The organism is Streptomyces sp. NPDC012769 (genome assembly GCF_042901205.1).
GTDB lineage: Bacteria > Actinomycetota > Actinomycetes > Streptomycetales > Streptomycetaceae > Streptomyces.
On sequence record NZ_JBIBCP010000009.1, the window covers coordinates 124,192 to 143,366 of the forward strand.

General features: G+C 71.2%; 16 protein-coding genes and 1 riboswitch. Of the genes, 8 read left to right on the plus strand and 8 right to left on the minus strand.

Going from position 1 to position 19,175, the window contains the following annotated elements; translation table 11 throughout:
- Nucleotides 1-2 precede the first annotated feature (2 nt).
- Entirely contained in the window at nucleotides 3-854 is an 852-nt protein-coding gene (gene otsB, locus ACFY7C_RS35140; protein WP_389659127.1) for a trehalose-phosphatase, read from the plus strand.
- Here the strand turns inward: otsB and ACFY7C_RS35145 are convergent.
- The 3 genes from ACFY7C_RS35145 to ACFY7C_RS35155 form a co-directional block, all read right to left on the minus strand.
- Nucleotides 842-4,006 (minus strand): VCBS repeat-containing protein, encoded by a 3,165-nt coding sequence (locus tag ACFY7C_RS35145; protein WP_389659130.1) that lies wholly within the window; start codon nucleotides 4,004-4,006, stop codon nucleotides 842-844. The two genes, otsB and ACFY7C_RS35145, sit on opposite strands and share 13 nt — an antisense overlap.
- Before the next feature lie 420 nt (nucleotides 4,007-4,426).
- Complete coding sequence (locus ACFY7C_RS35150; RefSeq protein WP_389659133.1) at nucleotides 4,427-6,730, minus strand: immune inhibitor A domain-containing protein; 2,304 nt, start codon at nucleotides 6,728-6,730, stop codon at nucleotides 4,427-4,429.
- 183 nt (nucleotides 6,731-6,913) lie between these two features.
- Nucleotides 6,914-7,810, minus strand: a complete 897-nt coding sequence (locus ACFY7C_RS35155) for an NAD(P)-dependent oxidoreductase (protein ID WP_389659136.1) — start codon at nucleotides 7,808-7,810, stop codon at nucleotides 6,914-6,916.
- Between the two features lie 96 nt (nucleotides 7,811-7,906).
- Here ACFY7C_RS35155 and ACFY7C_RS35160 point away from each other — a divergent pair, with 96 nt between their 5' ends.
- Nucleotides 7,907-8,281: a winged helix-turn-helix transcriptional regulator gene (locus tag ACFY7C_RS35160; protein ID WP_389659139.1), complete on the plus strand. Its 375-nt coding sequence runs from the start codon at nucleotides 7,907-7,909 to the stop codon at nucleotides 8,279-8,281.
- Here ACFY7C_RS35160 and ACFY7C_RS35165 read toward each other — a convergent pair.
- The 3 genes from ACFY7C_RS35165 to ACFY7C_RS35175 are packed head-to-tail and all read right to left on the minus strand — an operon-like array spanning nucleotide 8,278 to nucleotide 10,983.
- The gene (locus ACFY7C_RS35165) at nucleotides 8,278-9,660 is read right to left on the minus strand and encodes a trehalose-6-phosphate synthase (RefSeq protein ID WP_389659141.1); all 1,383 of its coding nucleotides are present in this window, start codon (nucleotides 9,658-9,660) and stop codon (nucleotides 8,278-8,280) included. The genes ACFY7C_RS35160 and ACFY7C_RS35165 overlap by 4 nt on opposite strands.
- A gap of 29 nt (nucleotides 9,661-9,689) precedes the next feature.
- Nucleotides 9,690-9,980: a hypothetical protein gene (locus ACFY7C_RS35170; protein WP_389659144.1), complete on the minus strand. Its 291-nt coding sequence runs from the start codon at nucleotides 9,978-9,980 to the stop codon at nucleotides 9,690-9,692.
- Nucleotides 9,981-10,038: 58 nt separating this feature from the next.
- Nucleotides 10,039-10,983 carry a glucosyl-3-phosphoglycerate synthase gene (locus ACFY7C_RS35175; protein ID WP_389659258.1) on the minus strand — a complete coding sequence of 315 codons (945 nt, stop codon included), beginning with the start codon at nucleotides 10,981-10,983 and terminating at the stop codon, nucleotides 10,039-10,041.
- 121 nt (nucleotides 10,984-11,104) lie between these two features.
- Nucleotides 11,105-11,247, plus strand: a riboswitch (SAM riboswitch).
- 17 nt (nucleotides 11,248-11,264) lie between these two features.
- On the opposite strand from ACFY7C_RS35175, the gene thrC reads away from it, so the two are divergent.
- The 5 genes from thrC (at nucleotide 11,265) to ACFY7C_RS35200 (ending at nucleotide 16,122) form a co-directional block, all read left to right on the plus strand.
- Nucleotides 11,265-12,563: a threonine synthase gene (thrC, locus tag ACFY7C_RS35180; RefSeq protein WP_389659147.1), complete on the plus strand. Its 1,299-nt coding sequence runs from the start codon at nucleotides 11,265-11,267 to the stop codon at nucleotides 12,561-12,563.
- 34 nt (nucleotides 12,564-12,597) lie between these two features.
- Nucleotides 12,598-12,876, plus strand: coding sequence for a MoaD/ThiS family protein (locus ACFY7C_RS35185; protein WP_128985002.1), 279 nt, complete (start codon nucleotides 12,598-12,600; stop codon nucleotides 12,874-12,876).
- A gap of 409 nt (nucleotides 12,877-13,285) precedes the next feature.
- A complete protein-coding gene (locus tag ACFY7C_RS35190; protein WP_005315736.1) occupies nucleotides 13,286-13,489 on the plus strand; it encodes a cold-shock protein in 204 nt (67 codons plus the stop codon).
- A 358-nt stretch (nucleotides 13,490-13,847) separates the two neighbouring features.
- Nucleotides 13,848-15,470 (plus strand): chaperonin GroEL, encoded by a 1,623-nt coding sequence (gene groL, locus ACFY7C_RS35195; protein WP_389659150.1) that lies wholly within the window; start codon nucleotides 13,848-13,850, stop codon nucleotides 15,468-15,470.
- A gap of 181 nt (nucleotides 15,471-15,651) precedes the next feature.
- Nucleotides 15,652-16,122 carry an SRPBCC family protein gene (locus ACFY7C_RS35200; RefSeq protein WP_389659153.1) on the plus strand — a complete coding sequence of 157 codons (471 nt, stop codon included), beginning with the start codon at nucleotides 15,652-15,654 and terminating at the stop codon, nucleotides 16,120-16,122.
- Between the two features lie 18 nt (nucleotides 16,123-16,140).
- Here the strand turns inward: ACFY7C_RS35200 and ACFY7C_RS35205 are convergent, their stop codons facing one another.
- Entirely contained in the window at nucleotides 16,141-16,467 is a 327-nt protein-coding gene (locus ACFY7C_RS35205) for a deoxyxylulose-5-phosphate synthase (RefSeq protein ID WP_389659155.1), read from the minus strand.
- 103 nt (nucleotides 16,468-16,570) lie between these two features.
- Between ACFY7C_RS35205 and ACFY7C_RS35210 the strand changes: the two genes are divergently transcribed.
- On the plus strand, nucleotides 16,571-16,960 hold the full coding sequence (locus ACFY7C_RS35210; protein ID WP_389659158.1) for a VOC family protein: 390 nt from the start codon (nucleotides 16,571-16,573) through the stop codon (nucleotides 16,958-16,960).
- Here ACFY7C_RS35210 and ACFY7C_RS35215 read toward each other — a convergent pair.
- On the minus strand, nucleotides 16,954-19,107 hold the full coding sequence (locus tag ACFY7C_RS35215; RefSeq protein ID WP_389659161.1) for a LamG-like jellyroll fold domain-containing protein: 2,154 nt from the start codon (nucleotides 19,105-19,107) through the stop codon (nucleotides 16,954-16,956). The genes ACFY7C_RS35210 and ACFY7C_RS35215 overlap by 7 nt on opposite strands.
- Nucleotides 19,108-19,175 lie beyond the last annotated feature (68 nt).

A 19,175-nucleotide genomic window follows, 5' to 3' on the forward strand; every position in this document is an offset into this window, starting at 1 on the left:
ACATGGTCAGCAGCCTTCCGCACCCGACCACCTCCGCCGGCCGCGACGGTCTGGCCGCGCTCCTGGCGCGCCCCGAGAAGGCCGTCGTCGCCCTCGACTTCGACGGGACGCTCGCCGAGATCGTCCCGGACCCGGAACAGGCCCGCGCCCACCCCGGCGCCGTCGCCGCCCTGGCGGCCCTCGCGCCGCACGTGGCCTCCGTCGCCGTGATCACCGGCCGCCCCGCCGGCGTGGCCGTACGGTACGGGGGCTTCGCCGGCGTCCCCGGCCTGGAGCGCCTGGTCGTGCTCGGCCACTACGGCGCCGAGCGCTGGGACGCGGTCACCGGCACCGTCCGGGCCGCCGCCCCGCACCCGGGCGTCGCCTCGGTCCGCGCCGAGCTTCCCGGCTTCCTCGACCGCGTCGGCGCCTGGCCCGGCACCTGGATCGAGGAGAAGGGCCGCGCGGTGGCGGTCCACACCCGCCGGGCGGTCGACCCCCAGGGCGCCTTCGAGGCCCTGAAGGACCCCCTCGCCGACCTGGCCGCCCGCCACGGCCTGGTCCTCGAACCGGGCCGCATGGTCCTGGAACTCCGGCCCCCGGGCATGGACAAGGGCGTCGCCCTCTCCGACTACGTCCGCGAGACCGGCGCCGGGTCCGTCCTCTACGCGGGCGACGACCTGGGCGACCTGCCCGCCTACGCCGCCGTCGACAAGCTCCGCTCCGACGGCGTCCCCGGCCTCCTCGTCTGCTCCGCCGCCGAGGCCGAGGCCGTCCCCGAGCTCGCCACCCACGCCGACCTCACGGTCCCGGGCCCGGCGGCGGTGGTGGGCCTGCTTGCGGGGCTGGCGGAGGCGGTGGATCAGGGGGCGTAGAAGCCCTGCACGTCGGCGAGGAGGTCGACGCTGCCCGCGTGGTTGTAGAGGGTGACCTTGCCGTCCTTGACCGGGACGACGACGAGATTGGCCACCGGGCGCCCGGCCGTCACGTTCAGGTTCGACGTGTTCGGCCGACTCGTCCCGTACGGGTAGACGGAGACGTACGTGGCGGCTGTCGCGTTGGTCGCCGTCACGTTCATGACGACCGCGGTGACGCCGGTGGCGGGCACCCCGTTCCGCCCGGCGACCTGAAGGGTCACCGTCCCCCGGGCCCCGACCTTGGCCTTGGGGGCGCCGGTGCCGCTGAGGGTGTTGAGGGCGCGGGTGGGCGGGAGGGGCTCGAAGAGGGAGCCTTCATGGCCGTCCGGATAGTAGCCGACGACGTCGGCGAGCACGTCGACCGCGCCGAAGGCGTTGTGGAAGTTGAGATCCGCACCCATCGGCACGACGACCAGGTTGGACGCGGTCCGACCGGCCGCCGCGTGGACGTGGGAGTGCTGCCACGAATCCAGGAAACGGGTTCCGTAGACGGAGACATGCGTCGATGCGGTCGCGTTGGTGACGGTCAGGTGGAGGACCACGGCCGAGACACCGCTCCCCGGCACTCCGCCACGGCCCAGGACCGGAGCCGTTGCGATGATGCCCCCCTGCACCTTGCCCTTGGGGACCCCGAGCCCGCTGAGGGAGTTGACGATCCGGGTCGGCGTGAGCGGCTGGAAGAGGGTGCCCGAGGTGGCCGTCGTGTAGTAGCCGGTCACGTCGGCGACGAGGTCGACGCTGCCGGCGTGGTTGTACAGGGTGACCTTGCCGTCCTTGACGGGGACGACCACCATGTTGGCCAGGATCCGTCCCGCGGGCACGTTGAGGCTCGACGTGGCCGGGCGCGCCGTGCCGTACGGGTGGACCGTGACGTACGTCGACGCGGTCGGCAGCACGGCGGCCACGTTCAATGCCACGGCAGTGACCCCCGTCGCCGGTACGTGTCCGTGGCCGGCGGCCTGGAGGGTGATCGAGCCTCCCGCCCCGACCCTGCCCTTGCGGGCGCCGAGTCCGCTGCGCGTGTCGAGGATCCGGGCCGGCGCGCCGGAGAAGGGCGTCACCGCCACGAACCGGCTGGAGGCGGACGAGGAACCGTTGAAGAGGGTGACGCTGCCGCTCTCCTGCACCTCGGCTCCCACGCCGTCGGCGGGACGCGCGGTCAGAGTCCACAGGTACGCGCCGTTCGGCAGCAGGGTGCCGGCCTTGTCGCGCCCGTTCCAGCCGATCGACAGCTCTCCACGGACGTTCGCCCCGGCGGCCAGCTCGCTGGTCAGGCCCGTCCGGACATGGCGGGCCGTCAGGGTCCAGGAGACCGGCTTGCTGTACAGGCGCGTGAGGAGGGTGTGACCGCTATCGGCTTTGATCACCGGGGAGTCCGGGGTCCGGCCCAGCACGGCGGGCGGCTGTGCGGCGACGCCGGTCGGGACGACGTGGACCTGCTCCTCGGCGTCGACGTAGGCGAGGTGGCCGCCGAACCGGTCGACGCTCCAGCGGACATGGCGCTGGGAGACGCCGGTGTCGGGCAGTGCGCCGACGACACGGCTCGCCGGGCCGTCTGCGGCGGCGCCGGTGAGGACGAGTTTGCCGGCGGTCTTGTCGTGGGTGACGACGTAGCCGTCGCCGAGCAGGGCCTCGCCGGACGGGACGGACCGCGAGGTCTTGGCCGTACGGTCGTAGACCCCGGCGGGGCCGTCCTCGCCGCAGGACCAGTAGAGCCAGCGGCCGGCCGCCTGGAGCTCCGTGGGCACGCACGGGGCGCCGGTGTTCACCGAATCGACGGTCTTGCCCGCCTTCAGGTCCTTGGCGGTGACGGTCCCCTCCTCCGTACCGGCGCTCCACAGCCAGGTGCCCCACAAGGCGGAGGCGACGGGAGCCCGCTGCTCCAGGAACTGCCCCCAGGTGGTGATGACGATCTGCTTGCCGGGCGCGCCGGGGACGGTGTGGACCAGGTAGTCGGCGGAGACGTCGTCGATCCTGCCGCCGGCCGGCAGGCCCAGGTCTCGGAAGTCGCCGTCGCCGGGACCATTGACGTAGTAACGCCAGTTCGTGTCGTCCGCCGCCACGCGGCGCATGAACCGTCCGTCCCCGAGGGCCCGGTACGCGGCGCACGCGGAGTCGTTCGGCGCGCACCAGTCCATCGGGATGCCTGTCAGTTTCGTCCGGTCCCCGAAGGTGAGGGCGCCGGATGTGCTGATGTCGCGGGCCCACTCCCAATCCCCGTACTCGCTGTTGTCGACCACGGACAGGCGTCCCTGCGCCAGGGCGATGCCCTTGATGCGGGCAGGCTTCGGCAGCCGCTTCACCACGGTCACCACCGGCTTGCCGGAGGCGTCCGGGGTGATACGCCGGAGGGCCCAGTCGACGGAGTTCGAGCCGCCGATGACGGCAGCGGTGCCGTCGGGGCCCGCGGAGGGCCCTCCGGCGATCTTGGGGAGCAGAGTGAGGGCGGGGCCGCCCGCGATCGGTACGGCGTCCAGGGTGTTCCGTGACGACTTGTAGACCAGCCAGTCGCCGACGATGGCGAACTGGTGGTTCGAGGTGCCGCTGGAGTCGTAGTTGTTCAGATCGACCGTGGTGAAAGGAGTCGACGGGGCGGTCCGTGAGGTGACGAGCACCGTGTTCACAGAGGTCGAGAGCTCGTTGAAGAGCGCGATGTACTTCGGTGAGAGCTTCGCGTGGGAGTAGGACCTGGGCACCTCGGGGGTCAGCTCTGCGAACCGCCCCGTCTCCGTCGACACCACGCCGACGCGCAGCTGGTCGTTCTGCACCGGCGTCCACATCAGCAGGCCCGATGCGTCACCGGCGAGGATCCGGCCCACACGGGTGCCGTCGTCCGGCCCGGTCACCGTCACGTCCTGCGTCGTGCCGTCCGGTCGAGGCGAGAGCAGGTGCCACGACACGGCTCTCCGGGTGCCGTCGGTGTGGGCGACGGTCTTGGCCGCCGTCACGATCGAACCGAAGGCCGCCGGCACCGCGTAGTCCTCCGGAAGGGCGACCTTCCGCGAGGTGCCGTCGGTGTCGCGCAGTTCGACCTCACCGGGGCGAACGAACGCGAGGGTGTCGGAACCCGTGCCCTGAACAGTGGTCCCGGCCTCGGCGGGCACCGGCACGGCGGTGCTCCGCCCGTCCGAGAACCGGGTCCACAGAACGCCTTCGTGCCCTTCTTGAGTGTGGAACACGCCTTCGGCGCCGATGGCGTCCGCCTGATTCCATCGGGACTGCCCTTGTAGGTGAAGGCGCGCACTGAGCGGGTACGAGACGGGTGCGGCCGGAACCACCACCTCCTGCGGCACCGGCACCGGAACTGGCTCCTCCGCCGCCGCCGTCCCCGCCAGTGGCGTCAGGCCGCCGCCCACTGTCAGCGCGATCGCCGTCGCGGCGGCGTACGCCCCCCGCGTCAAGGCATGACGAAACACCAGGAAGCCCCTCCCCTGAGACCCTGCCGTGCCCCCCACCGCAGGTGGAGCGGAGGGTAACAGCAGGAAGGGGCGCCCCGGTTGGCCGGGGCGCCCCTCATGTCACCTGCGACGTCACGGGGCCGGGTTGGTCACCGTGATCGTCAGGTCGTCGCCCGCGTCGCCGGTGACGGTGACCTTCACGCCGTGGCCCGCGACCTTCACGCTGGCCTGGGGGGCCGTCGGGTCGTAGTAGGCGTTCGGGTCGGTGTCGTCGAAGACCGGGAGGCCGGGGACGGACGGGGCGCAGGCCGCCTTCGTCGCGACGGTCTGGTTGCCGCCCTTGCCGACCAGGACCTCCTTGTGGAGGCAGGTGGCGTCGGTGGGCTCCAGGCCGAAGGTGGCGTCGAAGGGCTGGCGGCGGTTGCTGGGGGCCGTGCCGTCGTCGTAGCGGAACGGGGTGGGGCGGGCGTCGACGGCCATCGCCGAGCCGGCGCCCGGGTGGTCGCTGACGTTGTTGTCGTCGTGGGACCGGTCCACGTACCAGACCAGCATGCCGTTCTGGTACGTGAAGAACTCCACCCAGTCCGGGGCGGTGATGCCCTTGCTGTACTGGTACGGGCCCTCGGCGAGCAGTGCGTCGGAGCCGACGTACTCGCGGTTCTCCAGGAGGTAGTAGCGCGGGAAGGTGGCGGTCTCCGTGCCCGTGGAGATCTTCCAGCGGCCCTGGGCCGTCCAGCCGTTCGCGCCCTGCTCGACGTCGTCGGTGAGCACGGTGGTGCTGCCCGCGCCGATGGTGATGTCGTCGAGGAACGCGCCGGCGAAGTGCACGCCGCCGTCGGTCTGGTAGCGGAAGCGGAAGAGGGAGTCCTTGCCGGCGGCGTCGTACGCGTACCGCAGGGTGGTCCAGCGGCCGGCGGAGGAGCCGTCGACGGCCGCGCCGGCGCGCGCCCAGGTGGCCCCGCCGTCGAGGGAGTACTCGGCGAAGAGGTAGTCGAAGTCCGCCTCGATCTCGTACCAGGCGTTCGCCTTCACGGTGACGCGGGAGGCGGCCGGGACGGAGCGGGTGAGGGACTGGTTCAGGCCGTCGGCCGAGCCGGTCCACCAGGCGTGCGTGCCCGAGGAGGGGGTGGTGTACGAGGTGCTCGCGGTCTTGTCCGGGAGCGCGACGCGGACGGCCTGCTCCTTGCCGGTGACCTGGAGCTGCGCGGGGTTGAGGGTGTACGTGCCGGTGGCGCCGAGCGGCGCGTCGGCGACGTCCAGCCAGCCGAGGAAGAGCTTCTCCTCGGCGCCCATCAGGCCCGGGTGGGTGCCGATGCCCTCGTTCGCGGCGGCGCCGTGGCCCAGCCAGGAGCCGGAGCTCATCAGGGTCCAGAAGGCGGTGGAGTTCTCGCCGCCGTTCGTGTCGTAGTAGTCCGGCAGGCCGAGGTCGTGGCCGAACTCGTGGCAGAAGACGCCGAGGCCGCCGTTCTCGCCCTCGGTGGTGTAGTCGCCGAGCCAGTACTTCGACTGGCCGATGCGGGCGCCGCCCGCCTTGTTCTGGGTGCCGGCGACCTCGGGTCCGGTGAGACCGAAGTCGTCGCCGTTGACGTACCAGCGGTGCGACCAGATCGCGTCCTCGCCCTGCGCGCCGCCGCCGGCGTCCTCGCCCATGCCGGCGTGGACGGCCTGGAAGTGGTCGATGTAGCCGTCGGCCTCGTCGAAGTTCCCGTCGTGGTCCCAGTCGTTGCGGTCCCAGACGTCGAACTGGGCGAGGTACGCGTCGATCTCGGCCGGGGTCTTGCCGGCCGCGATCTGGGCGTTCCACCAGGCGTCGCCGGTGTCCTGGACGAAGGCCCACGAACCGCCGTTGTCCTCGATGGCGTTGTCGCCGTAGAAGGAGGCGTTGTGGGGGACCCTGACCCAGTCCTCGACGGTGTTGGTGACCGAGTAGGCGCCGTTCGACAGCTTCTCGTAGTACGTCTTCATGGACTCGCCGGAGCCGTTGAAGAGGTTCTCGTAGTACGCCTTGTCGAAGTCGGCGGTCCAGGCGTTGGAGTTGTCCACGCTCCGGTCGGGCCGGGGTATCTCGTTGTGGAGCGGGCCGGGGATGGTGCCGTACCTGCCGCTGGCCTCGGTGCCGAACTCGGAGAGGATCGTGAGGATCTTCTCCTGGCGCACGGCGGTGGTGGTCTTCGTCTCCGCGAACTTGCCGGGCGCCACCTCGACGACGCCGCGGGCGTTCGCCTTGGCCTTGCCCTTGGCGACCAGGTCGATCGCCTTCTCGCGCAGTTCGGTGCGCTGCTTGGTGAGCGGGCCGGGGCGGTTGTCGCTCCGGTGCGCCTGGGCGCCGGCGGGTGCGCCGTCCCTGGCCTGCTGCGCGGCGGCGGGGGTGAGCCCCGCGGCGAGGAGTGCGGTGAGCGCGGACCCGAGGGTCATGCTCACGACAATCTTCTTCACGTCTGTCGCGATCCTTCCGCTTGCCTCTGGGGGGATTGGGGTCTCCCCAGGCCCGCAGGGCCTGGGGGAAGGATCGCCTGGGGGAACGATCGCGGCAGAGTCTGGCACGGGACGACCCCTCGCGAGGAGGGGTCGTCTCCGATTAACGGAACGGATTTGCGGAACCGGTTTTCGAAACCCGCCTCACCGCAGCAGCAGGTCCACCACGCCCGTCAGGTCCTCCTCGCCGCGGGCCTGCTCGAGACAGCGGCGCATCAGCTCGAAGTACGGGTTGATCAGCTCCGCGCTCACGCCCTGCTGCTCGGCCGTGGCCAGGAAGGTCGGCGTGCCCGCCACCTGCATCGCCAGGTTGGAGACCACGTCCGTGGTGTAGTCGCCGTCCTTCAGATGCCGGGCGGTCTGCTGCACGGCGGGGCCGGTCATCGCCGTGATCCAGGCGGAGAGCAGCGGGGCGAAGGCGACCGGGTCGATGTCCTCCTTGCGGATCAGGGCGAAGGCGTGCGTGATCCCGGCGAACATCCCGTACATGGCGCTGAGCAGGGCCACGTCGTGCAGCGCGGCGAAGCCCGCGTCCTCGCCGACGTGGACGGTGCCGGCCGGGACCGCGAGGGTCTCCTGGTGGAGCTCGAACAGCTCCCGCGCGCCGCTGTAGAAGACATAGCCGCCGGCCTCGGGCACCCCGATCATCGGCGGGACGGCCATGATCCCGCCGTCCAGATAGCGGGCGCCCCGCTCGCGGGCCCACGCGGCGCGGGCCCGGGCCTGGGCGGGCGTGGTGGTCGTCAGGTTGACCAGGTCCTTGCCGGTCAGGTCGGCGTCGGCGAGCGCCTCGCTGACCGAGGCGTCGTCGAGGAGGCAGACCACGACGAGGGTGCTCGCGGCGACCGCCTCGGCGACGTCGGCGGCGGCGGTCGCGCCCTCGGCGGCGAGTACGGCGGTACGGGCGGGGGTGCGGTTCCAGACGGTGAGCGGGTGGCCCGCGGCGAGCCAGGTGCGGGCGAGGGCCGTGCCCATCGCGCCGAGGCCGAGGAGGGTGAGGGGGGTCTTCTGCGCGGTCTTCTGCGGGGTCGTGTCGGTCATGTGACCAGGCTGCTTCCGGGGCGGTTGATCGCTCAAGTACCCACTTGGAAGTGGGTGGTTACCCTGAGGTGAGCGAGCAGGTCAGGAGGGTGGGGCATGGCGACGCTGAACCGGCCGGGGGCCGACGACGGGGAGCACGTCTGCGGGATCGACACCGCGATGGACATCATCGGGGGCAAGTGGAAGGTGCTCATCCTGTGGGCGCTCCACGAGCAGCCGCACCGTCGCTTCGGCGAACTGCGCCGGATGGTGCCGGGGATCACCGAGAAGGTGCTCACCTCCCATCTGCGCGAGATGGAGGCCGACGGCATCGTGGACCGCGTCTCCTACGACGAGGTCCCGCCGCGCGTCGAGTACGCCCTCACCAAGGACGGCGTCCGGCTCAACGACGCGCTCGAACCGCTCGCCCGGTGGGGCGGCGAGCGCAGGGAACGGGACCGCCGTGACGGCGGCCCCCGGGAGGAACCCTAGGAAGGCGCCCCGCCGAGGGCGTCCAGCTGGTCCAGGAACCAGCGTCGGGGCGGCAGGGCGGTGGCCGCCGCCGCGAGCCGCTTGGTGCGCTCGGCGCGGTCCGGGGCGGGCATCGACAGGGCCTCGTGGAGGGCCTCGGCGGTCTCGGTCACGTCGAAGGGGTTCACCGTCAGCGCGTCGCCGCGAAGCTCCTCGTACGCCCCCGCCTCCCGGGACAGCACCAGCGCGCAGCCCTCGTCGGACACCACCGGGATCTCCTTGGCGACCAGGTTCATGCCGTCCCTGACCGGGTTGACCAGGGCCACGTCGGCCATCCGGTACGCGGCGAGGGAGCGGGTGAAGTCGTCCTGGACGGAGACCAGGACGGGCCGCCAGTCCGGAGTGCCGAACTCCTCGTTGATCCGCTCGGCGAGCGCGGCTACCGCGGCCGTGTAGGAGCGGTAGCTCTCCAGGTCCTGGCGGGAGGGGTAGGCGGAGGCGAGGTGGACGACCCGGCCGCGCCACTCGGGATGCTCCGTGAGCAGCTCCCGGTAGGCCAGCAGGCCGCGCAGGATGTTCTTGGACAGCTCCGTGCGGTCGACCCGGACGATCGTCTTCCGGTCGCCCACCTCGGCGCGCAGGGCCGCGAGCCGCTCGTCGACCTCGGGACGGTGGGCCAGGGCCCGCAGCTCGTCGCCGTCGACGCCGAGCGGATGGACCGCCACCCGGGAGCCGCCGGCCGCGCGCGCGACGGGCGGGTCGGCGCGGAAGGCGTCCGCCCAGGCCCCGGTGTGGAAGCCGATCTCGTCGGCACCGAGCATGCCCTCGACCAGCTCCTGGTGGATGTCGTCCGGCAGCATCGCCAGATAGGCGGGGGAGGCCCACGGGGTGTGGGTGAAGTGCGCGATCCGCAGATCGGGCCGGAGCGCGCGCAGCTGCCCCGGGACGAGCGCCAGGTGGTAGTCCTGCACCAGCACCGCCGCGCCCTCGTCGGCGGCCTCGGCGAGGGCCTCGGCGAAGGCCCGGTTGTAGGCGCGGTAGGAGTCCCAGCGGCGGCGGAAGGCCGCGTCGAAGACGGGCTCGCGCGGGATGTCGTAGAGGTGGTGGTGGAGGAACCACAGCACCGAGTTCGCGATGCCGTTGTACGCGTCGGCGTACACCTCCGGGTCGATGTCCAGCATCCGCACGCCCGGCTCGGCGACCCCGCGCCGCACCGCCTCGCGGTCGCCGTCACCGAGGGCCGCGCACACCCACAGCCCGTCGCCCGCCGAGTCCTCCGAGAAGACGGCGCTCAGGCCCGAGACGAGCCCGCCGCCGCCCCGCCGGAAGTCCAGCGCTCCGTCGTCGCGCACGGTGTAGGAGACCGGACCGCGGTTCGATGCCACGAGGACTGAAGCCATATGGCGAACCTAGCCCGTCCGGTAAACGCTCAAACGTACGGATTCGAGCCAGGCTCGGTGTTCCCGGGGGGTTCCCGGTGACTCCGTACGGCGGCCCCGGCCACCACGCCGGTCGCCCCGAGCGCGAGCCCGAGGCCGCCGAGCAGCCACAGCCGCTCCTCCGCCGTCCGGCCCGCCGCCGGCTTCCCCGGCTCCCGAGCGGCCAAGGGCAGCTCCCGGGCCGCCTCGGCCGGGGCGGCCCCGGTGAGGGAGAGCGCCCCGGCGGCGAGGCCGAGGACTGCCAGCAGGATTCCCGTTCCGATTCCGTGTCTCCACCGCATGAAACGGAAATCTAGGCAGAAAGGATCATCATCCGGTGTTACGCCACGCGTCGGGCTGTCACGCCACGCGTCGGCGCGCGTACTCCGCGATCTCCGCCATCGGCGGCCGCTCCTCCGTGTCCACCGCGTACGTCCGTGGCGCGAAGCCGCCCTCGCCGCTCCGCTCGAACTGGGTCAGCCGCGGCCGCACCAGGTGGCCCCGCGAGAGCCGCAGCTGCGCCGTCCGGTAGATCGCCGCCGCCATCCGGCCCAGCGCCTGTCCGTCCTGGTGCCGGTGCTTGCGCACCCCTACGTCCACCTGTGCGAGCGCGTCCAGACCCACCGTGTGGAGCGCGTCCACCAGCAGGCCGAGCTCCACCCCGTAACCGACCGGGAACGGCAGCCGCTCGAGGAGCGAGCGCCGCGCCGCGTACTCACCGCCCAGCGGCTGGACGAAACCGGCCAGCTGCGGCCAGTGCAGGTTCAGCAGCGGCCGGGCCACCAGCTCCGTCACCCGGCCGCCCTGACCGGGGGCGTCGCCGAGGGGACGGTCGTACATCGCCTTCACGAAGGCCACGTCCGGGTCGGTCAGCAGCGGGCCGACGATCCCCGAGACGAAGTCCGCCGAGAAGTCGCGCAGGTCGGCGTCGACGAAGCAGACCACGTCCCCGCTCGTCACCATCAGCGACCGCCACAGCACCTCGCCCTTGCCGGGCACCGCCGGTATCCGCGGCAGGATCGCGTCCCGCGCCACCACCCGCGCCCCGGCCGCCGCGGCCACCTGCGCCGTACGGTCCGTGGAGCCCGAGTCGATCACCACCAGCTCGTCCACCAGCGGCACCGCGCCGGTCATCAGCTCGCGGCGGATCACGGAGACGATCGCGCCGACCGTCGCCTCCTCGTTCAGCGCCGGCAGCACGACGCTGACCTTCGTGCCCCGCTTGGCGGCGAGGATCCGCTCCAGCGGACGGTCGGCCACCGACCAGGACCGCCGGGCCAGCCAGCGCTCCACTTCTTCCAGCAACGTGATCTCCATCTCGCGGATCGGACGACCGTCTCCACCTCGGAAGGCTTCGGTTACAGTCTTGAACAACGCGGATGCCCGATGCATGTCGGGGTGCCGACCGCGTTCCACAATCGAATACCGCTCATCCAGAGGGGCAGAGGGAAACGGCCCGTTGAAGCCCCGGCAACCCTCCAGTCGGTTACTCGTCCTCCAGCGAGGCTCCCGGCTAGGGAAGGTGCCAAATCCGTCTCATGGCGAAATGCGTCATGAGGAAGATGAGGAGAAAGGGCCTCGCCTCCATGGCTGTACAGACGGTTGCAACCACCGCCACCCCCCAGACCCCGGTCGACCTCGGTCCCGCGTCCGGACTCTCCTGCCGCGAATGCGGTGAGACCTTCGCGCTCGGCCCGATCTTCGCCTGTGAGCTCTGTTTCGGCCCGCTCGAGGTCGCCTACGACCTGCCCACCGGTGACCCCGAGGCCCTGCGCAAGCAGATCGAGGCCGGGCCCGCCAACATCTGGCGCTACGCCCCGCTCCTGCCCGTCCCCGCCGACGTCGCCGAGAAGCCCAACCTGAACCCCGGCTGGACCAAGCTCGTCCAGGCCGACAACCTGGCCCGCGAGATCGGCGTCGAGCCCGGCAAGCTGTTCGTCAAGGACGACTCCGGCAACCCGACCCACTCCTTCAAGGACCGGGTCGTCGCCCAGGCCATCGAGGCCGCCCGCGCCTTCGGCTTCACCACCCTCTCCTGCTCCTCCACGGGCAACCTGGCCGGCGCCGTCGGCGCCGCCGCCGCCCGGGCCGGCTTCCGCTCCTGCGTGTTCATCCCGCACGACCTGGAGCAGGGCAAGGTCGTCATGGCCGGTGTCTACGGCGGTGACCTCGTCGCCATCGAGGGCAACTACGACGACGTCAACCGCTTCTGCTCGGAGCTCATCGGCGACCCGCTCGGCGAGGGCTGGGGCTTCGTGAACGTCAACCTCCGCCCGTACTACGGCGAGGGCTCCAAGACGCTCGCGTACGAGATCTGCGAGCAGCTCGGCTGGGTCATCCCGGACCAGCTGGTCATCCCGATCGCCTCGGGCTCGCAGCTCACGAAGATCGACAAGGGTCTCCAGGAGCTCATCAAGCTCGGCCTGGTCGAGGACAAGCCGTACAAGATCTTCGGCGCCCAGGCCGAGGGCTGCTCCCCGGTCTCCGCCGCGTTCAAGGCCGGTCACGACGTGGTCCGCCCGCAGAAGCCGAACACCATCGCCAAGTCGCTGGCGATCGGCAACCCGGCGGACGGCCCGTACGTCCTCGACATCGCCCGCCGCACCGGCGGCGCCGTGGAGGACGTGAACGACGAGCAGGTCGTCGACGCGATCAAGGTCCTGGCCCGCACCGAGGGCATCTTCGCCGAGACGGCGGGCGGGGTGACCGTCGGTGTGACGAGGAAGCTCGTCGAGGCCGGCCTCATCGACCCCTCGCTCACCACCGTGGTGCTGAACACCGGCGACGGGCTCAAGACCCTCGACGCCGTTGCCGACACCTCTCAGGCGACCGCCACCATCCGCCCGAGCCTCGACGCGTTCCGCGACGCCGGCCTGGCCCACTGAGACCCGCCCTAGCGCGCCGAAAGGTTACGTAGACATGGCCGTGAACGTCCGCATCCCCACCATCCTCCGCACCTACACGGGCGGCCAGGCCGAGGTCCCGGCCGAGGGCGCGACCCTCGCCGAGGTCATCGCCGACCTGGAGAAGAACCACACCGGCATCGCCGCCCGCGTCCTGGACGACCAGGGCAAGCTGCGCCGCTTCGTCAACGTGTACGTGAACGACGACGACGTGCGCTTCGAGCAGGGCCTGGAGACGGCGACGCCGGACGGCGCGGGCGTCTCGATCATCCCGGCGGTCGCCGGCGGCTGCTGAGCCCCGTCGGGCCCGGTCCCGGTGATCTCCGTTTTATAGAATTGCCCCTTCCGCTTCTAGAAGCGGAAGGGGCAATTCTGCATGGTTGAGCGCGGTAGAGTTGGGGAAGTCCCCTCAGCTGCTCATGCCAGGCGCATATGAGAATGCGTCGCCGCTCGACAAGATGCAGCCAAAGTGCCCGTGCCTTGTGTACCTTCTGCGCGCTTTGCCGGGCCCGACTTGCCCCGGAATTCAAGGGATTCTCCCCAATTCCCCTTTCCGGCGTGCCCAGAATTCTCGTCCGATTGACCTGTTGCAGAGGGCAGTTGGGCAGATACATTCAGCCGCGGTCGACGCGTTCCGGCGCAGGGTCTGACCCGGGTCCGCGAAGTGCGGTCCCGCGCAAGGGCCAGTAATAGGGGAGTTAGGCATGGCTCAGGGCACCGTCAAGTGGTTCAACGCGGAGAAGGGCTACGGCTTCATCGCGGTCGACGGTGGTGCGGATGTTTTCGTCCACTACAGCGCGATCCAGATGGACGGATACCGCACCCTCGAAGAGGGTCAGCGGGTCGAGTTCGAGATCTCGCAGGGCCAGAAGGGTCCGCAGGCGGACATGGTCAAGCTCGCCGTCTGAGCGCGGCGCGATCGGCCACCGACGCACTTCCGTCGAGGGGCCCGCATCCTGACCGGGATGCGGGCCCCTCGCACGTGTCCGGATCGGGGCCCTCGCGCCTGCCCCCCTCACCTACGTCACGAGGGGCGTCACGACGTACCTCGGAGGCTCTCGATCTGCGGGAGTCGCTTGCACTCTCCTAGGGCGAGTGCTAATCATTGGCGTTAGCACTCTGAAGGTGAGAGTGCTTACGAGGATCGGGCAGACGAGGTCGCAGGCCGCGTGGGGCAAGGAACCACGAGGCTCGCGGGCCGTCCGTCGCGGGCGTCGGCGCGGTCCAGGAGCGTTATCCACCCCATGTCCGGGAGGACCACTTCACATGGCCAAGATCATCGCGTTCGACGAGGAGGCCCGGCGCGGTCTCGAGCGCGGCATGAACCAGCTCGCTGACGCCGTCAAGGTCACCCTCGGCCCCAAGGGTCGCAACGTCGTCCTCGAGAAGAAGTGGGGCGCCCCCACGATCACCAACGATGGTGTCTCCATCGCCAAGGAGATCGAGCTCGAGGACCCGTACGAGAAGATCGGCGCCGAGCTGGTCAAGGAAGTCGCCAAGAAGACGGACGACGTCGCCGGCGACGGTACGACCACCGCGACCGTTCTCGCCCAGGCGCTGGTCCGCGAGGGCCTGCGCAACGTCGCCGCCGGCGCCAACCCGATGGCTCTGAAGCGCGGCATCGAGAAGGCCGTCGAGGCCGTCTCCGGCGCCCTGCTCGAGCAGGCGAAGGACGTCGAGACCAAGGAGCAGATCGCCTCCACGGCCTCCATCTCCGCCGCCGACACCCAGATCGGCGAGCTCATCGCCGAGGCCATGGACAAGGTCGGCAAGGAAGGCGTCATCACCGTCGAGGAGTCCCAGACCTTCGGTCTGGAGCTGGAGCTCACCGAGGGTATGCGCTTCGACAAGGGCTACATCTCGGCGTACTTCGCCACCGACATGGAGCGTATGGAGGCGTCCCTGGACGACCCGTACATCCTGATCGTCAACTCCAAGGTCTCCTCGGTGAAGGACCTGCTCCCGCTCCTCGAGAAGGTCATGCAGTCGGGCAAGCCGCTGCTGATCATCGCCGAGGACGTCGAGGGCGAGGCCCTGTCGACCCTGGTCGTCAACAAGATCCGTGGCACCTTCAAGTCCGTCGCCGTCAAGGCCCCGGGCTTCGGCGACCGTCGCAAGGCCATGCTGAACGACATCGCCATCCTCACCGGCGGCACGGTCATCTCCGAGGAGGTCGGCCTCAAGCTGGAGAACGCGGGCCTCGACCTGCTGGGCCGCGCCCGCAAGGTCGTCATCACCAAGGACGAGACCACCATCGTCGACGGTGCCGGTGACAGCGAGCAGGTCGCCGGTCGCGTGAACCAGATCCGCGCCGAGATCGAGAACAGCGACTCGGACTACGACCGCGAGAAGCTCCAGGAGCGCCTGGCCAAGCTCGCCGGTGGCGTCGCCGTCATCAAGGCCGGTGCCGCGACCGAGGTCGAGCTCAAGGAGCGCAAGCACCGCATCGAGGACGCCGTCCGCAACGCGAAGGCGGCCGTCGAGGAGGGCATCGTCGCCGGTGGTGGCGTGGCCCTGCTGCAGGCCTCCTCGGTCTTCGAGAAGCTCGACCTCGACGGTGACGAGGCGACCGGCGCCAACATCGTCAAGCTGGCCCTGGAGGCCCCGCTCAAGCAGATCGCCGTCAACGGTGGTCTCGAGGGTGGCGTCATCGTCGAGAAGGTGCGCAACCTGCCCGTCGGCCACGGCCTGAACGCCGCGACCGGTGAGTACGTCGACATGATCGCCGAGGGCATCATCGACCCGGCGAAGGTGACCCGTTCCGCGCTGCAGAACGCGTCCTCCATCGCGGCCCTGTTCCTCACCACCGAGGCCGTCATCGCCGACAAGCCGGAGAAGGCCGCCGCGCCGGCCGGCGGCGGCATGCCGGGCGGTGACATGGACTTCTGATCCTCGTCTCCCAGAGGATCGGCGGTTCATCGCTGAACGACGAAGGGCGGCACCCCCCCAGGGGGGTGCCGCCCTTCCGTCATGAGCCGGCCCGGCCGCGGCCGCGGACTGGACCGGGTTCGTGGGCGGGGTGATCCTGGAGGGGCAGGGAGGTCCGGGACCTGATCGGCGGGAGAGCGCCATGATCACGCTGCTGACCACACCGGCGGACCGCGAGCTCGTCATCACCCGCACCTTCGACGCGCCCGTCGGGCGGGTGTGGGAGGCGTGGACGCGGCCGGAGCACGTGCGCGAGTGGTACGGCGTCTCGGCGCTGACCATGTCCGTCTGCGAGATCGATCTGCGGCCGGGCGGCCGCTGGCGCTGGGGCCAGCGGACCCCGGACGGCCAGGAGATCGTCTTCTCCGGCACGTACGAGGAGATCGTCCCGGCCGAACGCCTCGTCTACACCGAGGTCTTCGAGCAGATGCCGGGCGGGGAACCGGTCCGCGTGATCCTCGCCTTCGACGCCACCCCCGACGGCGGCACCGCCCTGACCAGCACGTCCTTCTGGCCCTCGACGGAGATCCGCGACCAGGCGCTGGCGGCGGGCATGGAGTCGGGCGTGCGCGAACAGTACGACCGGCTCGCGGAGCACCTGCGCGCCATGTGACGAGCCGACCGCCCTTGGCTAGACCTGGTAGCGGAGCAGCGCCCGGGCGAGGGGCTCGCCGGTGCGGCGGGCGTGGGCGGTGCGGGCCTTGACCTCGCGCAGGGTGCGGGGGCGCCAGCCGGGCCCGCCGCAGCAGCTCTTGTGGAAGCCGATCCCCGCGTTCAGGACGACGGACAGCGCCCGCCAGGCGTTCGTGTCACGGCGCCGCGGCGCCGCGAACGCCGACCCGGCATGGATCATCACCCGCGCGCAGCGCGGACAGCGCCGCTCGCGCTCGGGTCCGTGGAACTGCTTGTACGAGGCCCGGCACGGCAGGCACACGTAGGAGGTCTTGCCGTGGCTCATGGGAGGAGCGTACGGGCCCGGGCCCGGCGGGCGGCAAGCGAATTCCGGTGCCGGTGCGGTCCGGACGTTCCCGGGCCGGTCGTACGTTCCTAGGCTGGGGATCATGGAGCTCTCCGCGATCACCCTCGACTGCGCCGACCCGCCGGCGCTCGCCGACTTCTACCACCGGGCCACCGGCCTGCCGCTCCACCCGGGGAACCACGCCGACTTCGCCGGCCTCCAGCGCGACGGCGGCCTCCTCCTCGGCTTCCAGCGCGTCGACGACTACCGCGCCCCGGACTGGCCCGGCCAGGGCGTCCCCCAGCAGCTGCACCTGGACTTCGCCGTCGACGACCTGCCCGAGGCCGAGTCCCGGCTCCTCGCCCTGGGCGCCCGGAAGCCGGACTTCCAGCCGGACGAGGAGCGTTTCGTGGTGCTCCTCGACCCGGCCGGTCACCCGTTCTGCCTGGTGCGGCGGCGAGACACGCCTAGTCCTGGCTCAGTGGGTCAATAGCACAGGCAGGGGTCGCTCTCGTGGCCGAGCTGCGGGATGTCGCGCTCTCGCAGGGCGCCCGAGAACGCGTGGATCTCGTCGATGTCGCCCTTGAAATACTCGCCCCAGCCGTCGGCGGTGTGACCGCGGCCCACCTGGAACGGGCCGGTGCTCTGCCAGCCGTTGGGGAGGTGAGCGGTGGCCTGGGCGTTGGTGTTCCCGTCGGCGTACAGCCGGATCGTGTCGGTGGCGTCGTCGTAGACGATGACCAGTCGGATGCCGTTGCCGCTGTCCCCGGCCGGTCCCGCGATCTGGGCGACGACCTTCTCGGGCGCGCCCGCCTCGTCGCGCTCGGGCACGACCAGTTGCCAGGCGTACGTCGACGGCTCGTAGCGCAGCCTGAACCCGTCGGTGTGCTCACCGGCCTGTGAAAGCACGGTCATCGGCCGTGTGGCATCGGCTTCCTGGATGCGGGCCACCACGCCGATGGTGAAGCTGTCACCGGTGTCGACCAGGGGGCCGTCGAGGGCCGCGTGGCCGCTCTCGCCGTCGAGGGCGAGGTTCCCGTCACCGGCCAGCGGATAGGGCTTCCACCGGCAGTCGGGGTCGATGTCCGGTTCGGGGACGCAGGAGTTGTCCGGCACCGGGAAGATCGACGCCCCGGCCGATAGCCTCAGCGGCGCGCCACCGTTGTTCTCGGGCGTGAGGCCGTCGGTCGCGGTGCTGAAGGACCAGTGGCCGAGCTGCCACCCCTTGCGGTGGGGGAGTTCGGTCACCTCGTCCGGGACGACGAGCCGGTCGTAGGCGCGGACGTCGCCGATGTCTCCGTTCCAGCGGTGCTTGTAGCCGTGCTCCGTGAGGATCCGGCCGATCTGGAACGCGCCGCTCGCCGCGGCGGGCGTGGCCTCGACCGCGCTGCCGACCTCGTGGCCGTTGACGTACAGCCGGGCGCGGCCGGTCTCGGCGTCGTAGAGCCCGAGCAGGTAGGCCCATTCGCCGGTCTCGGGGGCGCCACCCCGGACCGTCGCGTCGCCGATGGAGAAGCTCCACGCCGGCGCTCCGGTCTCCGGGGCGTCGAGGCCGAGGGCGTAGACCGCTCCGGCCGTGGCGTCCTGGCCGGCCACGGTCATGGGTCGGCCGGTCTCGGCCGGGCGTACCCAGGCTCCCACGGCGAAGGTGCCGCCGGTGTCGACGGCCGGGGTGTCCGTGGTGAGGTAGGCGTGGCTGCTGCCGTCGAGGGTCGCGGTGGCGGTGAGCGGGGTGCCCGAGGGGGCGGGGCCGCCGAAGGTCACACCCTTGCCGGCCTGAGCCGGCTTGCCCGTCTCGGCGACGGCGGTGGTGGATCCGGTCGCGTCGGCGAGCGTCCACCGGGAGACCGGCGCGCTCGGCGGGTTCGGGTAGAACGTGTAGTTCGTGGTCGCGCTCAGCCACCCCGACCGGTCACGGGCCTCCACGGTGAGGGTCTGCGGGCCCATGTTCAGCGGCACGAAACGAATGGTGGCGGCTCCGCCCGGCTCGCTGGGCCGGGCGGTGGCGCCGTACGGGCCTCCGGAGAAGCTGTACCGGTACGCGACGACGTCCGGTGACGCGGAGTCCATGGTGAAGCTGCCGTAGACGCCGACCCCGCCGACCCGGAAGGTGTCTTTCGGATACTCCGGCGAGCTGACGGTCGGTGCCGCCGGGGGGTCGTCGTCCCAGACGAAGCGGCAGGCCGCGCCGGGAGCTTCGGAGCTCCAGGCGCCCTTCGTGGTGCCGTCGTCGGCGCGGACGTGCCAGGAGATGACGGTGTCCGCCGGGATGTCCGCCGGGGTGCTGACCCGGTGGAGTTGGCCCGAGTACTGCGATGAGGTGGTCAGGGAGCGGCGCTGCTCGATGCCCGCCGCGTCGGTCCACCAGAGCTCGAACTCGCCGGTGAGACGGTCCGGGTAGCCGAGTCGGTCGTCCTCGGCCGGGTCCGACAACACGGCCGTGAGCACCTCGGGCCGGGTGACGTACAGCGGCTCCGCACCGGTGGCGCACGGCTTGAAGTTGTTCTGCAGATCGCCGACGAGCGGCTGCTTCGGCGGCAGGTTGTCCACCGCGTACGCCGTGCCCGGCGCGGCCACCCCCATGACCGCGGCGAGGCAGCTGCCGAGCAGCAGCCGCCGTCTTCCCCATCGTCCCCTCATGGACGTCTTCCCCTCCCCTGTCACGCGAGTCCGCCGTGTGGCGGCTCGACGTGCTGGAGGCTAACAGC

What these genes read in the sequence shown, in the direction of transcription:
- otsB (WP_389659127.1), top strand. Translation starts at nt 3, where the DNA reads ATGGTCAGCAGCCTTCCGCACCCGACCACCTCCGCCGGCCGCGACGGT.
- ACFY7C_RS35155 (WP_389659136.1), bottom strand. Translation starts at nt 7,810, where the DNA reads ATGACCGACACGACCCCGCAGAAGACCGCGCAGAAGACCCCCCTCACC.
- ACFY7C_RS35160 (WP_389659139.1), top strand. Translation starts at nt 7,907, where the DNA reads ATGGCGACGCTGAACCGGCCGGGGGCCGACGACGGGGAGCACGTCTGC.
- ACFY7C_RS35165 (WP_389659141.1), bottom strand. Translation starts at nt 9,660, where the DNA reads ATGGCTTCAGTCCTCGTGGCATCGAACCGCGGTCCGGTCTCCTACACC.
- ACFY7C_RS35170 (WP_389659144.1), bottom strand. Translation starts at nt 9,980, where the DNA reads ATGCGGTGGAGACACGGAATCGGAACGGGAATCCTGCTGGCAGTCCTC.
- thrC (WP_389659147.1), top strand. Translation starts at nt 11,265, where the DNA reads ATGGCTGTACAGACGGTTGCAACCACCGCCACCCCCCAGACCCCGGTC.
- ACFY7C_RS35185 (WP_128985002.1), top strand. Translation starts at nt 12,598, where the DNA reads ATGGCCGTGAACGTCCGCATCCCCACCATCCTCCGCACCTACACGGGC.
- ACFY7C_RS35190 (WP_005315736.1), top strand. Translation starts at nt 13,286, where the DNA reads ATGGCTCAGGGCACCGTCAAGTGGTTCAACGCGGAGAAGGGCTACGGC.
- groL (WP_389659150.1), top strand. Translation starts at nt 13,848, where the DNA reads ATGGCCAAGATCATCGCGTTCGACGAGGAGGCCCGGCGCGGTCTCGAG.
- ACFY7C_RS35200 (WP_389659153.1), top strand. Translation starts at nt 15,652, where the DNA reads ATGATCACGCTGCTGACCACACCGGCGGACCGCGAGCTCGTCATCACC.
- ACFY7C_RS35205 (WP_389659155.1), bottom strand. Translation starts at nt 16,467, where the DNA reads ATGAGCCACGGCAAGACCTCCTACGTGTGCCTGCCGTGCCGGGCCTCG.
- ACFY7C_RS35210 (WP_389659158.1), top strand. Translation starts at nt 16,571, where the DNA reads ATGGAGCTCTCCGCGATCACCCTCGACTGCGCCGACCCGCCGGCGCTC.
- ACFY7C_RS35215 (WP_389659161.1), bottom strand. Translation starts at nt 19,107, where the DNA reads ATGAGGGGACGATGGGGAAGACGGCGGCTGCTGCTCGGCAGCTGCCTC.